At 64.2% G+C, this 17,629-nt stretch carries 11 protein-coding genes and 1 pseudogene; all 12 read right to left on the reverse strand.

What is annotated here, in order from left to right; translation table 11 throughout:
- Window positions 1-7: 7 nt before the first annotated feature.
- Window positions 8-1,951: a type VI secretion system Vgr family protein gene (locus ACR9ZC_RS20470; RefSeq protein ID WP_481581707.1), complete on the reverse strand. Its 1,944-nt coding sequence runs from the start codon at window positions 1,949-1,951 to the stop codon at window positions 8-10.
- Window positions 1,952-2,011: 60 nt separating this feature from the next.
- Window positions 2,012-2,401, reverse strand: a complete 390-nt coding sequence (locus ACR9ZC_RS20475) for a DUF4280 domain-containing protein (protein WP_481581708.1) — start codon at window positions 2,399-2,401, stop codon at window positions 2,012-2,014.
- Between the two features lie 43 nt (window positions 2,402-2,444).
- Window positions 2,445-5,168, reverse strand: a complete 2,724-nt coding sequence (gene tssH / locus ACR9ZC_RS20480; protein WP_481581709.1) for a type VI secretion system ATPase TssH — start codon at window positions 5,166-5,168, stop codon at window positions 2,445-2,447.
- Window positions 5,169-5,179: 11 nt separating this feature from the next.
- Complete coding sequence (gene tssG / locus ACR9ZC_RS20485; protein ID WP_481581710.1) at window positions 5,180-6,199, reverse strand: type VI secretion system baseplate subunit TssG; 1,020 nt, start codon at window positions 6,197-6,199, stop codon at window positions 5,180-5,182.
- The gene (tssF, locus tag ACR9ZC_RS20490) at window positions 6,184-8,082 is read right to left on the reverse strand and encodes a type VI secretion system baseplate subunit TssF (protein WP_481581711.1); all 1,899 of its coding nucleotides are present in this window, start codon (window positions 8,080-8,082) and stop codon (window positions 6,184-6,186) included. The genes tssG and tssF overlap by 16 nt, the downstream gene beginning before the upstream one ends.
- Window positions 8,079-8,600, reverse strand: coding sequence for a type VI secretion system baseplate subunit TssE (gene tssE / locus ACR9ZC_RS20495; protein WP_331571064.1), 522 nt, complete (start codon window positions 8,598-8,600; stop codon window positions 8,079-8,081). Before tssE ends, tssF begins: the two co-directional genes overlap by 4 nt.
- A gap of 103 nt (window positions 8,601-8,703) precedes the next feature.
- On the reverse strand, window positions 8,704-9,195 hold the full coding sequence (locus tag ACR9ZC_RS20500; protein WP_331571066.1) for an Hcp family type VI secretion system effector: 492 nt from the start codon (window positions 9,193-9,195) through the stop codon (window positions 8,704-8,706).
- A 99-nt stretch (window positions 9,196-9,294) separates the two neighbouring features.
- The gene (gene tssC / locus ACR9ZC_RS20505) at window positions 9,295-10,803 is read right to left on the reverse strand and encodes a type VI secretion system contractile sheath large subunit (RefSeq protein ID WP_481581712.1); all 1,509 of its coding nucleotides are present in this window, start codon (window positions 10,801-10,803) and stop codon (window positions 9,295-9,297) included.
- A gap of 26 nt (window positions 10,804-10,829) precedes the next feature.
- Window positions 10,830-11,380: pseudogene (gene tssB / locus ACR9ZC_RS20510) on the reverse strand (type VI secretion system contractile sheath small subunit).
- A gap of 46 nt (window positions 11,381-11,426) precedes the next feature.
- Window positions 11,427-12,443: a type VI secretion system protein TssA gene (tssA, locus tag ACR9ZC_RS20515; RefSeq protein ID WP_481582724.1), complete on the reverse strand. Its 1,017-nt coding sequence runs from the start codon at window positions 12,441-12,443 to the stop codon at window positions 11,427-11,429.
- A gap of 179 nt (window positions 12,444-12,622) precedes the next feature.
- Window positions 12,623-13,771, reverse strand: coding sequence for an anthrax toxin-like adenylyl cyclase domain-containing protein (locus ACR9ZC_RS20520; protein WP_481581713.1), 1,149 nt, complete (start codon window positions 13,769-13,771; stop codon window positions 12,623-12,625).
- Between the two features lie 96 nt (window positions 13,772-13,867).
- Window positions 13,868-17,617, reverse strand: coding sequence for a hypothetical protein (locus ACR9ZC_RS20525; RefSeq protein WP_481581714.1), 3,750 nt, complete (start codon window positions 17,615-17,617; stop codon window positions 13,868-13,870).
- Window positions 17,618-17,629: the final 12 nt, after the last annotated feature.

The raw sequence follows: 17,629 nt of genomic DNA on the forward strand, positions 1-17,629 counted from the left end.
GCGGGCCTCATTTGATGGACGAGCCGTCGTCGGCTTTGTCCGGCGCGCTCGGCGATTCGGGCGAGGCATTCGCGCCCGAGCCAGCCGAGCCGCCGCTGTTCAAGCCGACGATCGGCCCCGAAATCTGTACCCCGGCGGGGCTGATCGCGACGAAGCTCTCCCCGACCTTGAGCGTCAGCAGCGCTCTCGCTTCGATGCAAACGGTCGCACCGCCGGAAATCGAAACGAGTTCGGCGCTCGCGGCGTAGGTCATGCCCGCTTTGTGGACCACGTTCGCCTCCGCCTGAAGCGACGCGCTGCCATCGACTTTCACGTTTTGCGAACCGATGACGCTCAGGTGTTGAGATCCCACCTTCACCAGTTGCTTGCCGCGCACGATCGTGTGCTGCGACCCTCCCACCCACGTGAGGTCGTCCTTCTTGACGTAGGTATCGTGGCGGCCGCCGGTGTACAACAGCAGTTGCAGGTCCTTGTCGTTGAAGCGCACTTCGTTGCGCTCGGAGCCAACGATCGCCTTCGTCCTGATCGTGGAAACACCGCTGTTCGCGGGTAACTGATATGGGGTCTCGTTCGTGCTGTTGTAAACGCTGCCGACGATGAGCGGGTGATCGGGGTCGCCGTCGAGAAATGCGACCACCACTTCCTGCCCCACACGAGGCACGAACATGGCACCCCATGCCTTGCCCGCCCAGCCCTGTGCGACGCGCACCCAGCATCGCTGCATGCGCTCGCTGTCTTTTGGCGGGTTGAACTGCTCCCAGTGGAACTGCACTTTCACCTGCACATAGGCGCTCGCAGCCGTCTGGTCGCCCTCGGGGGCGACGACGATCGCAGTTTGCAAGCCCGTATGCGGGAGCGGCGTGCGCCGTTGCGGCCGATACGGCCGGCTCTTGCGGATGGCGACGAACTCACAGTCGAACAGCGGCTCGGACGAAGCGGCACCGGGCATCGATGCGAGCGCATCGATCGCGCCGAGTTCATACTCCGCTGCGACTACGAGATACTCCGCGTTTTGATCCGCGCGCGGGTAGCCCGTCAGCGAAAACGTCCCGCCGGGGTGCACGCCGCGCGCGCTGGCCCGGCCCACTGCACAGACGGCCTGAGCCTGGTGAGCCTCGACAAGCGTCTGAGCGTAGCGATGTCCGTCGCTTTGCGCGGCATAGCCGGGCGAATAGTCAGCGAGGACGTACGCACTGCGGCCCTCCTTCGACGACGCACGTGCGAGCAAGCCCTGGTTTTCGCTCGAGCGGGCTTTCTTGAAGTCGAACGCATTCACCTCGCTCGTGCCCGCCGCAAGCTCTTCTTCGAACGACCATCGATAGACCGACTCGGTCATCGGCTGCCCACCGGTCACCCACGGCTGAAACGAGATCGTCCCGTAGTTCGCGATCGGCTCGTGCGCGCTCGGCGCATCGGCGAGCACCAGGATGTCCTTACCACCGCGATGTTCGAAGTAGTAGTAGATTCCTTCGCGCTCCAGCAGCCTGGAGAAGAAGTCGAAATCGGTCTCGCGGTACTGCGCGCAGTGCGCGAGCTTCGGATAGCTGGCGGTACATCGGCTTTCGTAATCGACGCTGTAGTCGTCGAGCAGTCTGCCGACGATCTCCGGCACCGACAGATCATGAAAAAAGCGGCAGTGCGCGCCGCGCGTGAGCAACCACAGGCGTGGGCGAACCGTCGCCTGGTAGCCGACCCGATGTGTGCCGCTCTCGTCGACACCGTAATCGACGAGGCCGACACGCGCGACGATCCCATTGAACTCGCGCATGCCGCCGACGGCCTCGATTGCGAGCGAGAGCGTCGTGCCGACGAGGTCATGGGTGCTGATATTGGCGGCATCGCTCGCGAGCTCGAGCTCGAATTCGAACGGCGTGGCGAGCGCTTCGCTTCCACGCATGCGGACCAGACGCAAGGTGTCGCCACCCACGCTGCTTTTGAGCTCGATCTCCATATCAGTGTCCGCCGCGGTTGAAACGTCGATTCATCGGTTTGGCGCCCGCCGATCCGGCGCTTACGGCACCATCGTGCGCAGGCTGCCCGCGAGGTCTATCGTGATCGCGCCCAGCCAGGTGCACATACATACGGACTCGTTCGTCAGGGCGGGAAATCCGCCCACCAGTACATTCGGCGCGCCCGGCACCCAGGGCGCGACCGTCGCCGGCACACAGGGTGCGGGCGTGGGCGTGCCGAGCGCCGCCGCCGTCGCCGCGATGACCTCCGGATTCGTCGGCGCATTGCACATCCCGAACGTCGGAATGTTGATGAGCGGCTTCGAATCCATGATCGACGCGGCGGGGCGTCCTTCGACGATGACCCGCGCTTCCGGCAGCACGTTGAGCACCGAAGGCGCAAGACCGAACGAGCACTTCATCATTGCACCTGCAACGACTTGCTGAGCCATGAAAATTCTCCTTTCCCCAACCGAAGTCGGCTGTCGGTTTCGATCAGAAAAACGTGCACCGAATCGCGTCGTCGGCGACGGTCACCTCCACCCGCTCGATTCGCGTTCCGCCTCTTTGCCGCGCGAGCAGCGCCTGCCCGATTTCCGGCAACAGCCGTTGAGCGATGACTGCATCGACGAGACGCGCACCGCTGTCGTTTTCATCGCACCGTCCGACGATCCAGGTCACGACGCCTTCGTCGAAACTCAACGCAATGGCGTGCTGCCTATCCATCTGGTCTTGCACCCGTGCAAGCTGAAGTCCGACGATCGTGCGCAGCGCCGCTTCATCGAGCGGGTAATACGGAATCGTCGTCATCCGGCCGAGCAGCGCCGGTGCGAATACGCGCAGCAACGGGGCGCGCAGCGCCGCCGCGAGTTGCTGCTCAGAAGGCATGGATGCGGCATCGGCACAGGCGCGCATCATGAGTTCGGTTCCGACATTGCTGGTCAGCAGGATGAGCGTGTTGCGGAAATCGATCACCCGCCCTTCGCCGTCCTCCATCCAACCTTTGTCGAATACCTGATAGAACACCTCGTGCACGTCGCGATGCGCCTTCTCCACTTCGTCGAGCAGAATGACGCTATGCGGCCGGCGACGCACGGCCTCGGTCAGCACACCGCCCTCGCCATAGCCGACATATCCGGGCGGTGCGCCCTTCAACGTCGATACCGTATGCGCCTCCTGGTACTCGCTCATGTTGATCGTGATGAGGTTGTGCTCGCCCCCATAGAGCTCGCTGGCCAGCGCAAGCGCCGTTTCGGTTTTGCCGACGCCGGACGGTCCGGCGAGCAAAAACACGCCAACGGGACGGCCGGGACGGTTGAGTCCCGCGCGAGCGGTCTGAATGCAACGTGCGATGCGCGCTGTCGCGTGAGGTTGACCGACGATGCGCGCATCGAGGCGCCGCGCGAGATCGAGCAGCGTTTCGACTTCATCACCCACCATGCGCCCGACTGGAATACCGGTCCAATCCTGGACGACGGCGGCCACCGCATGACGGTCCACGCAGGCCATGACGAGCGGTGCGTCACCCTGCGTGGCCCGCAGCTCGCGTTCCGCGCGGCCAAGCGCGACGAGCGCCTCCCGCTGCGTAGGGGCGGCGTGGGGCGCGTGGGTTTCGTTCAAGGCTTCGGCGTCAAACGATTCCGCTTCGACTGCATCGATCTCTTCGGGCACTTTGGACAGATCGCAAAGGCGCCGATGCAGCTCGCGTATCGTCTCGACCAGCGCGCTTTCCCGCTGCCAACGGGCGGCGAGCGCCTCGGCGCTTCCCCGTTCCGCGGCGAGACGCTCGGCCACCGCCTTCGCACGCGCTTCGCGATCGGCACCCCACGCCGTCTCGCGCTCGATCGACTCGCGCTCCGCTTCGAGTGCCGCGATGGTTTCGCGCGCATGTTCCAGCGCCGGCGGGGTGGCATGGTGACTCGCGGCGACACGGGCGCAAACGGTATCGATGAGGCTCACCGCCTTATCCGGCAATTGCCGATCGGCGATATAGCGGGCGCTCAGCGAGACGGCGGCATGCAGCGCTTCGTCGAGCACGAGCACGCCGTGATGCGCCTCCATCGCCGGCACGAGGCCGCGTAACATCGCGAGCGCCTTCGGCTCATCGGGCTCGCGTATGACGACGGGCTGAAAACGACGAACGAGCGCCGGGTCCTTTTCGATATACCGCTTGTATTCGGCCCAGGTGGTCGCCGCAATCGTGCGCAGCGTACCGCGCGCGAGCGCCGGCTTGAGCAGATTCGCCGCGTCGCCGGTGCCGGCGGCGCCGCCCGCGCCGATCAGCGTATGCGCCTCATCGATGAAAAGAATGACGGGCGGCCGAGCTTGCTGCGCCTCTTCGATCACCTGTCTCAAGCGCTGCTCGAACTCGCCCTTCATGCTCGCGCCGGCTTGCAGCAGCCCGACATCGAGCGCGCGCAGGCTCACGCCTCGCAAGGGCGGCGGCACGCTGCCCGACACGATGCGCTGGGCGAGCCCTTCGACGACCGCCGTCTTGCCGACACCCGCCTCCCCCGTGAGGATGGGGTTGTTCTGACGCCGCCGCAGCAAGATGTCGATGATCTGACGGACTTCGTCGCTGCGCCCGACGATCGGGTCGAGCTTGCCTTCGCGCGCAAACGCGGTGAAATCGACGGTGTAGCGCGCGAGCGCCTGCTGCTTGCCCATCGGCGCCGGCGCGATCGCACCGCTCGCCTCCCCGGGCACCGCGTCGATGCGCGTACCCGCTGCGCTGCCAGAGGCTTCCGGCGACTCCCGCAGGAGGGCGTCGAATTCGCCAGTCAACGCCTCGCAATCGATCCGTTTGAATTCCGGCGAAATGCCGACGAGGTCGCGATGGAGCGACGGCGTCTTGAGCAACCCCACGAGCAGATGCCCCGTGCGTACTTCGTCGGCGCCAAACAGCAGCGACGCGTAGACCCAGGCGCGCTCGACCGCTTCCTCGACACGCGGCGACAGATCGATGACACCATCTGCAGCGCGCGGCAACGCGTCGAGTGCTTCGGTGAGATCGCGCGCCAGCGCCGCCCTGCCAAGACCGAAGCGGCGCACGATCCGATGCAGATCGGAGTCCTGGTCTTGCAGAATCTGGTGCAGCCAGTGCGCGAGTTCGACGTTCGGATTGCCGCGCAGCTTGCAAAAGACGGTGCCGCTCTCGATCGTGCGATAGGCCAGCGTGCCAAGCTTGCCGAAAAGCGCCACCCGACGAATTTCTGCCATAACGAATCCCCTCAATGTGAGCACGGCGTTGCAACGTCGCCGCGAAAGTGCAGCGACGGCGAACCGCCGCGCGACGCGGAACGCGACCGGCCAAGCCAGGTCTCGCGCGCAAGACGTGTGTTTCGCGCAAGACGCATGGGTACCGGCACATCGGCGTTCAAGCGGATCTCGACATCCCAGTCGAGCATGCCGCCGGTATAAAGACGAACCCATTCGACGAGTTCGGCGAACTGGGGCGTGCCCGGCTCCAGCACCCGGCGCGTCGCATCGTCGACGGGACCCATGACGATGCGCACCCCATGCTGACGGTCCCAGATACGGCGTCCGAGCAGGTGTCCTCGTCCGAGCGAGACCGCGCCTCGCGACCCCAACGGAGCCAACGCCTCATCGGGCAATGCGACCCACCGGCCCGCGAACTGCTCGATCGAAACGGGTACGCCGAAGTACGTGGCGAGCAATGTCGCGAGCCCGCTCGCATGCCGCGTTCGCCCGGTCAGCAAGCCCCCGAAGTAAAGCAACGCCCGGGCATCGAGACGCGTGCCGTCGCGCAGCGTCGCGCGGCCGAACCCGGCAAGGCTTCCGACGCTGCGCGCGAACGCGTCGTCGTCCGGACGATCGAGTGCAATCACGGGTTCGCTCGCCACGCGGGCCCGATAAAGCAGGCTCAGCACCCGATGATGAAAGACGTCGAGAAATGCGGTCCATGTCGCATCGCCGGCGCGCAACCAGCGCTCTCGAACGTACTCGGTGAAGTGCAGCGGCATGGGTCCTTGCGGACCGAGCAATCCCGTGTTGACTGCCACACGCGGAACGCCGCCCGAGGGGGACACGCCCGCTCCGGTGATTTCCTTGCCGCGAAACGCGAGATCGGCGTTCTGACTGAGCCTCAGTGGTTCGTCGGCCACGCGCAGTGCGCGGCCGATACGCGGCTTGTCGCGGTAGGCCGCCTCGATGAGGCGCAGCGCCGCGATGAATTCGAAGCGCGCTGCGGCGGCGCCGATGCGGCGCATCGTCGTCAGAGGATCGCGCATTGTCCGGCTCTCGGCGCCCATCGCATCACTTCGCCACGGCCGGCCGTGCGCACGACCGTCTCGGTGAAATGGTTGATGGACACATAAAAGGCGAAGAACGCCTGCAACACCGCGCCGAAGAGAAAACCGCCCTCATAGGCAAACGGCGAATCGGCGAACTCGACCGCGATCTCGAGACCGCGGCCGAAGGCGGTCGGCCCGGCTATCGGTAGACGGCGCGTCACGGGCCGCGCACTCAGGCGCTCGATCGACATGATCTGGCGCTTCGCGACGTCATCGTCTTGCCTGCAATGCAGGCTCAGCAGATCGCGCAGTGCGCGCGCCCTTGCCTGCGCCGCCAAGCGGTCGTCGTCGAAGCCGAGGTTCTCCGTCAGCGGGAGGTAGTTGGCCGATAGTCCATCGACGAGACGCCAGACCACATCGTCGCTTTGCGCGAGCGCGCCGCGCGGTTCGCTCGGCCCAGCGATGCAACGCACAGACTCGACCGGCATGGGCTCGCCACACACGAAATCGGTCGCCCCCGCACCCACGCGCATGCGCAACGGCAGGTCCCGGTTCGTGCAAAGTGCGTTTACCCCGAGCTGATTCAAGTCGATCGGCAGGTGTTGCTCCGCGCCGTCGACGAGCGCGATGTAGACTTCGCTGCCGACATAACGCGAACGAGTCCCGAGCCGGCGCTCCTGCTCCGATGGCAGGCGCGTTTCACGCCGCACCTGGTAGTACGCGCCGTCGCGCCCCGCTTCGCCGCCGCGCACGCGATAAAGCGGATCGAAGCGCCTCGGCTCCATCGCACCCATGCGATAGCCGTCGACGCCGACGATCGAGTGGATCTCGAAATCGATCGGTCGCGTGCGATCCGCCACGACGTGATATTCGAACTGCTCGTCGGTCACCCAGATGCGGTCGGTCCTGCGCTCGAAGAGATTGACCGCCGGCGTGCAGTACAGCGCGAACTGCGAGGTATCGATCGTCGATTCGAGCGTCGAGTCGTGCGCATCGAGCAAGAGGACGAGTTCGAACGCCGTCCCGTCGCAACTGCGCAGCGCCTGACGCAGGCCTTGCAGCTCGACGAACAAGAAGCGCTGGGCAAACGCGAAGTACTCCTGCAACAAGCGGAAACCCGAGAACGATTGAGCGGCATTCGGCAGCAGCGCCTGTTCGTCGGACAAACCCGTCGGGACCACGCAATTCGCCGGCAACACCGCGCAAGGCACCGACGAGCCGACCGGCACGACATACGCGCCGACGACATGGCCCGTCAATTGCTCGTAGATGCGCACGGCTGCGTTGTCGCTTCCGCGCAAGTAGATCGGCAAGGTATCCAGGGGCAACGCGCTCACCGCGTCCACGCCATGTGCTTGAAACCGCAGATGCAGTGCCGCGCGCGGCCGCGGCGATCGGGCCCCGGAGACGTGGCCAAGCGCCCCGCTGTCGGGCGCATAACGCGCGTGGACGAGCTCGAGGGGCCACAGCGTCAGTTCGTGTGCGCTCCGATATTCGCATCGCGTCGTGTCGTGCTTGTCGAGCTGTCCGACGAGCGCTGTGTGCCGCGGCACGCTAACCCCGCGGGCGAGACTCGGGTGCGAAAAGTCGGGCGCGAATTGCGCGACGACCATCGACGGAATAGGCGCGAGATACTGCGGAAACAACACTTCCATCAAATGCTGCGCGAAGCGGGGATACTGCGCATCGAGCCGCATCTGCACCCTGGCCGCCAGGAAGCTGAAGCCTTCGAGCAGACGCTCGACATAGGGGTCGGCACACTCGAAGCGCTCGAGGCCGAGCCGTGCGGCGACCTTCGGAAACGCCTGCGCAAACTCGGCGCCCATCTCGCGCAGATGCGCGAGCTCCTGGCTGTAGTACTTGAGCAGGACGGGATTCATCGCGCGCTCGATCCGTCGAGTCCGCGCACGCTGACATCGCCGTCCTCGACATCGAGTTCGGTGCGGAAATAAAGGCGCTCAGGATAGGGCTGCATCCAAAGGTCGCCCTCGATCAGGAAGGCCATTGCGCTCGGACGCGTGCGCTCCTCGTCAGGCAATGCGCGAACCCGTACGCTATCGCTGACGATTCTCGGCTCGAACGAACGAATCGCCTCGGCGATCCAATCCGATATCTCGTTCGAGTCGAGATTCGACAGCGCCTTGCCTGTGAAATCAGGCAAGCCATAGTTCAACACGGTGCGACCCATCGCCGAGCAGCCATCGCCACGCTTGGGCTCGTAGCCGGGGAGTCTCGTTGCGTTGAGGAGATTGGATAAATCGCGGAGCACGCCGCGGCGCAATTGCTTTGCCGAAACCACGCGCCGCTCGCGAGCCTCGAACGGGTTCGACGGTGCATCGTCGGTCAGCCGGTCCAGCAGTGCCGGCTGCAGACGGTCCTTCGCTGTGAGTTCGGCCATGAGTGACAAGGTCCATGAGGTGGAAGGCCGCGGCCCGCGCGGGAGCCGCGGCAAGACGAACGCGGGACCGCCAGCCGAAGCCGGCGGCGTAGACGTTGCTAAATCAGAGCTTCGTCTTCTTCGTGGTGCGGTTGTAGTCGAACGGAATTGCGGCCCCGAGCGTACCCTTGTCGGTCTGCTGCGGACGGTAGTCGATATGCATCGTCTCGAAGACGAGCGACACGTTCTCGATCATTTCATCCGTCGAGCCATCGCTTCCCGTGGTGTAGGTCGCAACGAAGACGTTCGTCAGGTCCACCGTCAGGAATACTTCCGGCGCTTCCGCACCGGTCGATTTGCGCATCTCGAGCTTGGCCGTCTTGAAGTGCGAGCCGGTGGTCAAGTACTTCATGATGATCGGCGAACCCGCACAGAACTGTTTCTGGAAGTTGATGCCGCTCACCTGCGCCGTACTTGCCGACAAACCGCCGTCGGACCGGTCCTGGGGATAATTGCTCATCCCCCAGTTCCAGTTCATGACGTTGAGCGCGGCCTTCTCTTCGCCGGACTCGCCCTTGATCCCGTCCAGCAGGATCGTGATACCGTTATCTGCCATCTTTCAACTCCTTGAGGTCTTTCGACCATACTGAATTCCCGCGAACCTCAGGCTCACGGGTGCTTATCGAGGCCTTCCCGGCGCGATGCGCCGGCCTCGTCAAGCCCCTCCTTCGACAGAAGGCAGCTTGCTGACCAGCCGCAGCGAGACTGTCAGACCCTCGAGCTGGTAATGCGGACGCAGGAAGAACTTCGCGGTGTAATACCCGGCATTCCCCTCGACCTCGTCGACCACGACACTCGCCTCGGCCAGCGGCCGGCGCGACTTCGTCTCGTTCGACGAGTGCTCGGGGCTGCCGTCCACGTAATGAATCACCCAGTCGGATAACCACCGCTGCATGTCTTCCCGGCTCTTGAACGAGCCGATCTTGTCGCGCACGATGCACTTCAGGTAGTGCGCAAACCGGTTGCAGGCGAACAGGTAAGGCAGCCGTGCGGCAAGGCTCGCATTGGCGGTCGCCACCGGATCGTCGAATTCGGCGGGCTTGTGCAGCGACTGCGCACCGATGAACGCCGCCATGCCCGAGTTCTTCATGTGTACGAGCGGCAGGAAACCCGCCTTCGAGAGCTCGGCTTCGCGACGATCGCTGACGGCGATTTCCGTCGGGCAGGTCGAGGCCATCCCGCCTTCGTCGCTCGGGAAGATATGAACAGGCAGATCGTCGACGGCGCCGCCCGACTCGATACCGCGAATGCGGGTACACCAGCCGTAGTGCTTGAACGAGCGGTTGATGTTGGCAGCCATCGCATAGGCGGAGTTCGCCCATATGTAGCGGCTGCTGTCGCCGTCGGCCGTGTCTTCCTCGAAATCGAAAGAATCGACGGGGTTCGACTTCGCGCCATACGGCGCTCGCGCCAGAAAACGCGGCAGCGTCAACCCGATGTAGCGGGAATCCTCCGATTCGCGCAGTGCCCGCCATCCGGCGTGCTCCGGCGTCTCGAACAGTTTCGCGATGTCGCGCGGATTGGCGAGCTCGCCCCACGATTCCATCAGCATCACGGAAGGCGCCGCGGCTGCGATGAACGGCGCATGCGACGCAGCGCAGATCTTCGCCATCTGGCTCAGCAGGTCGACATCGGGGCCGCTGTTGTCGAAGTAATAGTCGGCCACGATCGCACCGTACGGATGACCGCCGAATTGGCCGTACTCTTGTTCATAAAGCTTCTTGAAGAGCGGGCTCTGATCCCATGCCGACCCCTTGTACTTGCGCAGCGTGCGGTACAGCTCGGTCTTCGATACGTTCATCACGCGGACCTTGAGTTGCTCGTCGCTTTCGGTGTTGCTGACCAGGTAGTGCAACCCGCGCCATGCGCTTTCGACTTTCTGGAAGGCCTCGCAATGCAGAATCTCGTTGATCTGTTCGGTGAGCTTCTTGTCGATCGCTGCCACCAGCGCTTCGACGGTGTTCATCACGTCCGTGGAGACGAGTGCGGTGTCCGCGAGCGCATGTTCGGCCAAGGTCCGCACAGCGTTTTCGATGGCCTCTTGCGCCTTGTCGGTCTTCGGCTTGAACTCCTGCTGCAAGAGCCGGGAGAAGTCGCCGGCCTCGATCGTCTCGCTGACGGTCTGCTGCGAGGCGTTCTGCTCTACAGTACTGACGTCTGTCATGACTGAATTCCTTTTAAAGATTGCGTTCAGGCGGCGGGACTATCGGCCTCGGCCTGCCCCTCGGGCTTGGGCTCGGCGGGCTTGGCCTCATCGGACTTGGCGGCGAGTGCGCGCATCAGATCCGGATCGGCAAGCAGCTTGGCCACGAGGTCTTCGGCGCCGACCTTGCCGTCCATGTAGCGAAGCAGATTGGCGAGATGGCCTCGCGCCTCGTAGAGCCGGCGCAGCGGCTCGATATTGCGAGCGAGCGCCTCGGGGAAAAATCGTCGATCGACCCAAACGTCAGATCGATGCCGAGATGGCCCTCGCCCGTCAACGTGTTTGGCACCGTCGCGGCAACACGCGGCTTGATCGCTTTCATGCGCTCGTCGAAGTTGTCGGTATCGAACTCGAGAAACTCGCGCTCGGCGACAGACGGCAAAGGCTCGACCGATTGTCCCGACAGTTCCGCCATGACGCCCATGACGAACGGCAGCGAAACCTTTTTTTCGGCGCCGTTGATTTCGACGTCGTACTCGATTTGCACACGCGGCGGGCGCGTACGTGCAAGAAACTTCTGACTGCTTTCCTTGGCCATTGAATCGATCTCCATAAGAGTGAGTGGACCGGACGAAGCGCAGGCGCTACTGCGACTCGATACCGGCTAGGTGCTTGACTTCGCCCAGACCCGCGGGCGACAGGTCGCTCACGATCTCGATGAAACTCAGATTGACCAGGCGTCGTGCACGCTGCAGCAACAACGGCACCGGGCTGCCAGGCTCGTTTTGCTCGTAGTACGCACATAGGCGGTCGAGCATGCGTACGACATCGACCCGATTGACGATGTCGTGCGATGTGGCCGCCAACACGGCGTTTGCCGTTTCGTTCGCGTCCGCCACGACGACCGGACGCCCGGGATGGCGGACGAGGCGCTCCTGCACCGCTGCGGCGGCGCGGCGCAACAGTTGGTGAAGACGGTTCAGACTGATGGCATGGCTAGGCCCGGCAAACGCGGTCAACAGGGTGTCGATCTTCGCCATGCGCTCGCATGCCGTCGCCAGCATGAGCTGAGTCGCGCTCAACGCGTCGAACGGACACGCTGCGAAAGCAGCCTCGATTTCGGCTGAATCGGCCGGCTTTGCGTCCGGCGGTGCCGCCCATTCGCCGGCGGCAATATCGAGGTCGCGCAGGCTGAACGCCTCATGCATCGACGATTGAACGAGCGGCGCGGTATGAACCTCGCGCACGAGTCCGGCCTGATCGTCGAGCGCGACGAGAATGTTGATGCGTGCGGTCGGATCGTTGTCATCGTCGGAGTCCAACCTCGGGTGCAAGTGGTCCCAATGGCGCGCGAGCAAGCCCTCGATCAGCGCCAGCCCCGCCTCCAGGCCCGCGAATCCCGACAGCGATTGCAAGGCGCGCGCGAGCCATACGGCCAGTCGCAGATCGTGGCTTTGCGAGAACAGCGAAGCACAACGCGTCTTGACTGCTTTCCAGTCCGGCTCGACGGCCTCGAGATGCATCCGGCCGTACTGGACATCCGGCGAGCCCTCGACGAGACGCGCCAGCTCGACGTATTCAGGCGAATACTCGAGATCGGCACCGCATGGCGCCTCGGAAGAAACATCCGCCAACATTGCATCGATATCGGGCAGGGACATGGTTCTCAACGTACGCATCGGAAGAAAGGGGTGAGCGCGTCGACATGTCGGATGTGCATTTCATGACGTGTCGCGATCTGTGAGCCATTGTTCTCGGTTTGCTTGGCCCTGCCCTTGCGAAACTTCTCAAAATGAACCGCGCTGACGCGATGCGATGGCCAGGAAAGTTCGTACACGCCCTAACGCCAGGAGGGCAGCGCCCATGCGGGATTGGCTTCAACGCGGAATCCATCCCGTCTGATATCTCGCAACAGGCGTTGCAGTTCGGGCTGGCTCGCAGCGACACGGTGCTCGGCGCGGCGAAACCCGCTCGCGGCATGCGGAATGAAGAAGATCAACGGATAGTCGATTTCGCCGAGCGCGAAGCCGCCGTAGTCGCCATGCACGACGACATCGTTACCCGGTCGGCATACCGCGTTGAGCCTTCGCCGAATGCGGTCGACGGCAAAGGAGATGTTGCCCAGATGCGGATCGCCCATCGCCGCCGCGATGCGTTGACGCTCCGCATCGTTCGCGAACACGAGCGCCGCCTGATGCGCGAGCTGTCTTACGGCACCACCGATCTTCGGCGACACGAGTGTCGCCCGAGGCATGGGACGGTCGTTCACGCCGGGGCTCGCGAGACTCGCGTGCGGAAAGACGCACCAGAGGTCGTAGTCGCCGCAGACGGCGTCCATGTCGCGCACAGCGCGGCCGGCGGCGCGTGGATTCGTCAGCCCGTAGAGGGGCTCGCAGCCTTTCGCCGCGAGCGCGTCGAGCGCCGTGCGTCCGACCGGCAAATCTTTGGCAAGACGCGCCCGCGCAAGCGCGGGGGGTAGCGGAGCATCGGGCCGATACCAGACGCTCCACTTCGCGGTGCCTTCCGTTGGAACAAGAAAAAAGGAACGCGTATCGCCCGCGCCGCCCTGTCGCGCGGTGACCTCGACGAGCGACGCGCTTGCAGCCGAGGCAGCGTCCGAGACCGAACGCTCGATCACCCCTCTTGCGAACAATGTCGAAAGCCGCGAAGCCGAGATGACGAGCGGCACGGCGCCCACGCCGGCCGCCACGGCCTGGAGGACGGCTGCCTCCTGCTTCGCGAGGGACTGCGACGCCTTCGTGAAACGCGGATCGAGCGCGACAAAACCCGCCATCGGTCCCCAGTCGCACGTCTTCGCCTTGATGTGAAAGCCCTTCGCCGCGTAGCCCTCCATCATCAAATCGGTGCACAGCGGGTTCAACTCGCGAGATGCAATGACCATGCGCAACTCGATGCTGACCTGCTTGAACGACTCGACGTGCCGAGGGTGAAATCCCGCGGTCGCATCGTATTCCGGAAATAGACTCATTGCCTTCCCCATTCGATTTATCGAAGTCAAGGGAAAGCATTGGAAATCAGACCGAATTACCTTTCGACGCGATTATTCTGGAAGTTGGCGCGTTTCTCACTCGCGTTGCAGATAGCGATCCTCGAGCGCCGCGGCGCGCCGGGCCGCGGTTCGACTGGCCAGCAGGCGAGCCAGCGCCGCGTCGTCGCCCCCGAGAGCGAGCGACGCCACGAGTTGACGCGGGTAATGGAACCCTGCCTCCTCCAGCACCCGGTCAGTGAAATAGACGGCTGCGCCGCGATTGAGGTCGGCTTCGCCGGTCGTCAGCAGTTCGAAGCTGCCCAGCGCGCGAACCACCTCATAGGTCAACTGGCGCTCGAATTCGACACTGCACAGACCGCTATCGCTCAGATACCGCAGGTCGTCGTCATCCAAATAGATCCGACGTTGCACCGCGCCGGGCTCATTGCGTGACGCGCCTTGAAGCACCGCATCGGCCGGCGCACGGCTATCGAGCATGATTTTCCACTGCAGCAACTGGCCCTCGGCGTCCGTGCGCGGCGCATGCGCGAGCAGGTGGCGAAACGTCTCGCTCTCGCAATAGAGCCGGCGATAGAAGTCCGACAAGACCTGCGCATCGGCTCGAAGTACCTCGTTGGCGCCCCCGGGGCTCGTCACGAAGACAAAGCGCTTCTCGAACTGCGCTTCGAAGTCGTGCCATGAGAGGAAGACGTCGTCTTCCTCCGCCGGCATCGCGTCCACGATCGCCTTGGCCTCGCGCACGGTCGCACGTGAAAGCAGCGGCGTTTCGCCGATGCGTGCGTCGTCCGACACGGGCCCACGTCCCGCATCGACGATCGGATCCAGATACGAGTCCTCCGCCTGCGCGGCTCGCAGGGCCGCATCGCGATGAGCCTCGAACGCTGCGAGTTGTTCCGGGTCGGGCGAAAGATCGGTAACTGGACTCATGATCTGCTCCGGGATTCGATAACCGGCTTCGCTCAAGATCTTGTCCGTCAGGTACACCGGTGAGCCACGATTGAGCAGACCCACGGCCGGCACCGGATCGGCCTCGCCGGTGAAGGCATGGATCATTTCGCGCAGATAGGCCTGCTCGAGCGTCCACGGTTCGCGCCCGTTTGGCGATTCATACCTCATAGCGAGGATGTCGCTGTCGTTCGGCATGAAAATTCGCTTGCCGGTGAAATCCGCATAAACCTTCCTCGGCGACCCGAGCGGGTTCGCCTCGCCCACGACGATCGTCCATTTTTTCCAGTCCGGTCCCGCGTTGTTGCGCGCACTTGCCTGTTCGTCGTCGAAGCGATTCGCGAGTCGTCGAAACGTCGGGCTCTTCCGAAAGAGCGCTTCGTAAAACGCATCGACGTCGAACGCTCGCTCCGCACCCGCCCGCGATTCGATCTCGAAGTTTTCGGAGAGAATCCGCTTGAAATCGCGCAGCTCGATATCGTTGGCACGTGCCAGCGCCCGTTCGACCTTCTGCACCGTGATACGCGTTTGCGGATTCGCGACGGCCGCATCGGATCGCGCATTCAGGCCGGTGTCCAAATCGGTGTAGTACCGTTCGGTGACGGGATCCCGCTCGATCACGCGTCGATCCCGCGTGCGCCGCCCCGTGTGCCAATCGATTTCGTAGCCGAGCCCATCCTTGCTGAGGATCGGCACGATCTGGTCCTCGTCGGCAAGGTGCACGATATCGAGCTCGCGCCACCGTACATGGCGCTCGCCCGCGCGCACGCGTTGCGCGAGTTCGCCATAGGCGGCGGGAATATTGCTGTCGCGCAGGCCGATATCGACATGGTCCGCGGCGGCTCTGACCACGGACGGATGCACCGTGAGCTCCATTATCGATCCATCCGTGCGAGCAACCGCACGCCCCAGCCTCGTGACGACAGGATGGCTTGCCCGGCCAGCGCCGGCGTGGCCGCCCGCGCCTGTCGTGAGGTCGAACAGATCGACGCCCAGAAAGACGAGGCCGAGCGCCGCTTGAGCGGCATCCTTGTGACGCACGCCCTCCTCGATGTTGTAGAGCGATCCCGCGACCGGCACGGTGTTGATCCACGTCTCGAAGCCTCGCACGGCCGCGCGGTGCTGCTCCGTTTCGGCCGCAAGCGTGCTCGCGATCCGTGCGGCCTCCTGCTCGACGGCACCGGCTGTGAGCGGCTCGGCACGCTCCCAGAGCTTTTCCTTGGCGCGCGCGACGACCCAGGGGTGTGACGGCAGTGCGGCGTTGAACTTGTCCTCGGCCGCTTGCAACGCATCGCGCGGCACGAGCTGAACGTCGCCCGGCAGCGACATTCGCGAACCCACGAGACCGCTCCAGTCGGCGCGATCGAGGAACTCGTCGATGCGGTTGCCGAACGCTGTTTTCGCGATGTTGGGGTTGTCGCCGCCGATCGTATAGCGACGCTCGTCTTCGATTTCGTCGTCGGCCAATCCGGCGCCGCGCAGGATGACGCGGGCCGCTTCTGGGCGCTCGAGGGACGGCGGCGTGCCGAAAACCGCAAGCAGGCGCTCGTTGCCGTATTCAGTCAGCGCCTGCGTGCGCGCGGTCCAGTCGCCCACGACGATCCGCTGCGCGCCCAGCGCGCCATCGGCTGTCACTTTCCGCGCGAAGTCGCCGATGGGTCCGTCGTTGTCGGCCGCCTCCCGCAGCGCACCGATCAGTGACTCGATTGCCGCCGTGGCGGCGGCGTCGCCCTGCTCGTCCCATGCTTTGCCCTGCCTCGCGAACTTGGAGAGGTGGGCGTTGATCCATTCCATCGGTACATCGTTGCGGCGTGCCAGTTCCTCGGCCGCCCGCGCCTCGACGCAATTGCGATAGAGCAGCACGAAGTTGGCCGCGTCGGAGACGACGATGTCGTTGCTACGGGCGAGATGAGCCGCGAAAAGCAACCGGGGATGAGTCGGATAAAAGGGAGCGGCGGTCCACTCGTCCTCTATCTGCTGGAATGCCTTCAAAAGCGTCGCTGCATCATCGAGCTTCGGCGGAACCGGCTGGCCGCGGTAGCGCTGAATACGCTCGACGGCTGTCGCCATCGAGTGCTGGGCGGTACCAAACGGGTAGAACACGCTCTCGCCGATTTGTTCGAACTTGCGCTCGAGCAGGCTGCGCTTCTGTTGAGGGCTCAGCAGCATGAAGACCGGGTCCGCACTGACATCCGCCGCATCGAGCAGGCTCTCGAACGACATGCGCTGTCCATTGCGCAGCGCGAATCCATCGAAAAAGGGCGTAGTGCGTCCAACTGTGGTCGGCACGGGTAACAACAACGCCAGCGCTCGTTGTCCGGCGTGGTCTTCCCGGAGTGCTTTCGCAAACGCACTGCGCAACTCGTCGATTGCCGGCGAGGCCGCCGTGCTCGCCATCGACGCATCGTCATGCAAGCGCCGATAAAGCACGGCGGCCGCGTCGAGTATCGCCTCGTCCGCGAGCTTGCGCGAGCCGGGCCGCGCATCGAAATCGAGCGGTATCCACGTATGGAAATGGCGCGCGACACCTTGCAGCAGATCACTTGGGCGATCGGCATACAGAGCGGCCTTGGCCGGGTCGATCCACTGCCGCAGCGATGCGTCGATGCGGGCCACCTTGGCATAGGGATCGAACTCGCTGACGCCCCGCGTCGTCGACGCGACTTGGGCATGGGCCGCCCCGGCCGCCTTGGTCTCGATCGCGCGGCGCAGCCGCTGCTCGCGTACGCCATCGGCCAGAACCGGACCGGCGCCTTCGGCACGCGGTTCGTCGCGCGCATCGACAGGCTCGTGCGCTTCATTCGGTTCGGCGAGCGCGCCGGAATCGGACACAGTGGATGAATTCGACAGGTGCGACAACACATCAACCGAAAACGACATCGGGGTTTCCCA

The sequence above is a fragment of the Trinickia sp. HAY1-2D genome, assembly GCF_056754935.1.

Coding starts and splice junctions, on each gene's coding strand:
- ACR9ZC_RS20470 (WP_481581707.1), bottom strand. CDS start 1,951: ATGGAGATCGAGCTCAAAAGCAGCGTGGGTGGCGACACCTTGCGTCTG.
- ACR9ZC_RS20475 (WP_481581708.1), bottom strand. CDS start 2,401: ATGGCTCAGCAAGTCGTTGCAGGTGCAATGATGAAGTGCTCGTTCGGT.
- tssH (WP_481581709.1), bottom strand. CDS start 5,168: ATGGCAGAAATTCGTCGGGTGGCGCTTTTCGGCAAGCTTGGCACGCTG.
- tssG (WP_481581710.1), bottom strand. CDS start 6,199: ATGCGCGATCCTCTGACGACGATGCGCCGCATCGGCGCCGCCGCAGCG.
- tssF (WP_481581711.1), bottom strand. CDS start 8,082: ATGAATCCCGTCCTGCTCAAGTACTACAGCCAGGAGCTCGCGCATCTG.
- tssE (WP_331571064.1), bottom strand. CDS start 8,600: ATGGCCGAACTCACAGCGAAGGACCGTCTGCAGCCGGCACTGCTGGAC.
- ACR9ZC_RS20500 (WP_331571066.1), bottom strand. CDS start 9,195: ATGGCAGATAACGGTATCACGATCCTGCTGGACGGGATCAAGGGCGAG.
- tssC (WP_481581712.1), bottom strand. CDS start 10,803: ATGACAGACGTCAGTACTGTAGAGCAGAACGCCTCGCAGCAGACCGTC.
- tssA (WP_481582724.1), bottom strand. CDS start 12,443: ATGTCCCTGCCCGATATCGATGCAATGTTGGCGGATGTTTCTTCCGAG.
- ACR9ZC_RS20520 (WP_481581713.1), bottom strand. CDS start 13,771: ATGAGTCTATTTCCGGAATACGATGCGACCGCGGGATTTCACCCTCGG.
- ACR9ZC_RS20525 (WP_481581714.1), bottom strand. CDS start 17,617: ATGTCGTTTTCGGTTGATGTGTTGTCGCACCTGTCGAATTCATCCACT.